Genomic DNA, 3429 nt, shown 5'->3' on the forward strand with positions numbered 1-3429 from the left:
TTGTTACTTTCAAAAGGTATATAGATATATAATTCGTATGTGGAGCTATATATGGAAAATAAAAAGCTATTAGTAGATACCTTGGAGTTAATACATAAATTGGATGCATCAGTGGAACGATACAAAGGCCGAGATAAACATGGCGAGTTACTGACTGATGATAGATTCATGGATGAGATGGTAGAAGATGGAATTGCGTGCAAATTACAATTCATTGGAAAATATCTAAGTAGAACGTCAGAAGAGTTTAAAATGAAACATCAGGACTTACCTTGGAATTTAATTGCGGCCATTCCCTATCTCGTTTCCTATGAATACAAATTTGGTAAAAGACCGGTGTGGAATCTCTATTATGAGACACTGCCGGAAATTAAAGAACAAGTGATATCTATATTGAAAGAGGAATATGGAGATCTATAGTAAAGGATGTGGATATCTCAAAAAAATGCGAAAATTTGAGATATCCACAGGTCTCAACGCAAAAAAACACAAAAATTTGAGATGTTCACACCTGTAATGAGTTCGTAAGAAATAATAAAAGTTGTAGCGAAATATAATGTTTTTATGTCGCTACAACTTTTTGTATTTCTATACTATGTTTTGGGGGACAGTAATAGCTATATATAAAGGTATATTTTTGTGCTTGTAATAGTAGGATATTTCTATCGTAGATAGGTGTTCCGTCTTATTGTTATAGGGAAATGTCTAGGTTTGTTTTTAGTTAAAAATATTTTTAAAAATCTGTTGACAACTATCTAAATTTTTTGGTATTATAAGTGAGCAGTCGCAAGAAAGAAAAACATGGATTGCATTCATGCGGAAATAGCTCAGCGGTAGAGCACCGCCTTGCCAAGGCGGGGGTCGCGAGTTCGAATCTCGTTTTCCGCTCCAGTTTGTTCATTCCTCGATAGCTCAGCAGGTAGAGCAATCGGCTGTTAACCGATCGGTCGTAGGTTCGAGTCCTACTCGAGGAGCCAACTTACTTTCGGTTAGTACACTATCATGACCCACTAGCTCAGTTGGCAGAGCACCTGACTTTTAATCAGGGTGTCCCGCGTTCGAGTCGCGGGTGGGTCACCACTTACACAACATGGCCCGTTGGTCAAGCGGTTAAGACACCGCCCTTTCACGGCGGTATCGGGGGTTCGATTCCCCCACGGGTCACCATATGGACGATTAGCTCAGCTGGGAGAGCGCCTGCCTTACAAGCAGGATGTCGGCAGTTCGATCCTGTCATCGTCCACCACACTAGGAACTATCTTCGGATGGTTCCTTTTTTGCTTGCTGCAGTTTTGGTGTGACTTATACAAGGCACTTTTATTGATTCCTAATCAATAGATGTAGAAGATTTTGAAGAATGCCTTAGACCACTTTCAAATCTCAACGTAAATAGGTATAATAAAAGAAGTATACATGCATTTATGAATTGGAGGACTTCCCATGGACGGATTGATACAACTTTCATTACAATATGGACCTTACGTGGTCGTGGTAGGCGTCGTGTTGTTATTTTTATTATGTTGCTATTTCTTGTTTCGGGATGGTAAAAGTAACAAGAAATACGCAGAGCGGCCGGTATCAAATTATGAAGAATATTACGAAGAACGGAGACGGAACTTTCAGAATCCGTATGCTGTAAAAGAAGAATCTGAGACGGATGACACAATCTGGGAAGAGATGAACCCTAGTGATTACACCATGCCGTTGCCAGCAGTGGATGCGACAGATTGGAATGAATCCCAAGGCGTTGTATCCAAAGAATTAGTGCGTGCCGTTAGTGAACAACCCCTAGAGGAGGCGGACGATGCGACACGGATTATGCCAAAGATTACAGAAGAATTGATGAGCGAAGAGGCGTCCGCAGACGAACCGGTGGCGGAAGAAAATGTGGTGACTGCATTCGTTAGCATCGTAGATAAAGCTGTGGCGCAGTACGTAGCGGCCTTTGGTATTCTGAACCCAACATCAGAAACGACGGCAAAATACATCACAGAATACGTGTTCTCTCAATTGGGCGCCGAATCGGAAGAAGAAATCACCACATTGTTGGAAAATATTGCTGTCCAAGAGGCGTTATTACAAGTACAAAAAGCATATGTGGCGAATCCAACAGAATGGTTGCGAGACATGTTGGCGGATGCCTTTAGCGATGTAGTAAAGCGACCACAATCCAGTACTTGGTACTTGGTGGCAGTGGATGCCTTGAAATGCTTGGTGAATATGCAAAAAGGCCATTTACAAGCTTTGGCATTAGCCTTGATCGTGCAATATTCTAAAAATTCTAACAATTATTCCTTGGAAAATTTCCAACACTATGTGGAGAAATATTTAGAGCCATTACTTAGCGAATTACCAACTCGTGAAGACATGTACCAACAATTAGAGTATTTGCGTTGTACATCGTCTGCAGGGGAAGTGCGATTTGAGCAAATTTTGCGTAACTCCTATCCGTTGGTCTTTGAGTACCGTGGCTTTACCATGGAAGAGTTAGAATATGTCATGCAACATGCGCCAGTACGCACATCCATTACCGTGCCGAGCCTCAACTCGAACTTGCTAAAATTGTCAGCCGTTGACGAATACATGTTGCCAAACTTATTCCAACGAGCAGGCATTACTGATCAAGATACACAGCAAGCGTTGACGGGATTAGCCTTTAGCCGAGCTTTTGACTGGGACAACACATCCTTCGAGGACGTGCTAGAACACATTTCCCCAGTCTTGCTAGACCTGTGTCAAACCTATAATCGCATCCCATTGTGCCGACTCAACTTGACGCTATTGGGACTTTACTTAGGCCGTAGTATGGTGAAAGCAACTATCCACGAGGACTTTGATATCTCTCCTTGGTTTAGTTAATGACAAGATAATACAGTGAAAAAGGTTCACCCAATGCAGATGTAAGGTCTGGTTGGGTGAACTTTTTATATTATCAATGTGATTGTAAAAGTGGTTGCATTTGTCAACGTATTCAATTGTTTTTCTTATAATTATCATAAGTTATATTAATAAATAAGGAGGGTAAAACGGAGTAATGTGAAGAGAAGATGAGGAAATTTAAATTTCTTCATCTTCTCTTCATAAAAGTAAATAAATAACGGAATTATAATTCAACAATTTGAAGTTTTATGCGATTTTTTAACGGAAAATGCTATAAAACTCTAGTATTTTAGTGTATAATAAAAACTAATGATTAAAATATTTTTACTAGTACTATGCTACGTTGCGTGAATGCATGATGATATGTTTGCTTATAAATGGCGAACGATTGTCGCGTGAGTGTAACGACAAAGTTATGTATCGTATACTTGCGATTCGTGACAGGTAGCATAGAAGGAAACAAAAGGTATGATTCTCTGATCGTGGGGGTTTACAAAATTGTGAACACAAGTGTTAGAGTTGAAGGATAATTATGTATGTGGAGGTTGT

2 protein-coding genes and 5 tRNA genes are annotated in these 3429 nt (G+C 40.1%); all 7 read left to right on the top strand.

Features of this window, described 5'->3' with window-relative positions; genetic code table 11:
- Window positions 1-51 precede the first annotated feature (51 nt).
- The gene (locus EO116_RS06320; RefSeq protein WP_127161117.1) at window positions 52-420 is read left to right on the top strand and encodes a hypothetical protein; all 369 of its coding nucleotides are present in this window, start codon (window positions 52-54) and stop codon (window positions 418-420) included.
- Between the two features lie 396 nt (window positions 421-816).
- Window positions 817-891, top strand: a tRNA-Gly gene (locus EO116_RS06325).
- A 10-nt stretch (window positions 892-901) separates the two neighbouring features.
- Window positions 902-977, top strand: a tRNA-Asn gene (locus EO116_RS06330).
- A 27-nt stretch (window positions 978-1004) separates the two neighbouring features.
- A tRNA-Lys gene (locus EO116_RS06335) sits at window positions 1005-1080 on the top strand.
- Window positions 1081-1092: 12 nt separating this feature from the next.
- Window positions 1093-1167 (top strand) — tRNA-Glu (locus EO116_RS06340).
- 3 nt (window positions 1168-1170) lie between these two features.
- Window positions 1171-1246: transfer RNA gene (locus tag EO116_RS06345), tRNA-Val, on the top strand.
- A 194-nt stretch (window positions 1247-1440) separates the two neighbouring features.
- Entirely contained in the window at window positions 1441-2859 is a 1419-nt protein-coding gene (locus EO116_RS06350) for an LPO_1073/Vpar_1526 family protein (protein ID WP_127161118.1), read from the top strand.
- Window positions 2860-3429 lie beyond the last annotated feature (570 nt).

Origin of the sequence: Veillonella sp. VA137 (assembly GCF_003992015.1) — a bacterium.
In the GTDB taxonomy this organism is placed as follows: domain Bacteria; phylum Bacillota; class Negativicutes; order Veillonellales; family Veillonellaceae; genus F0422.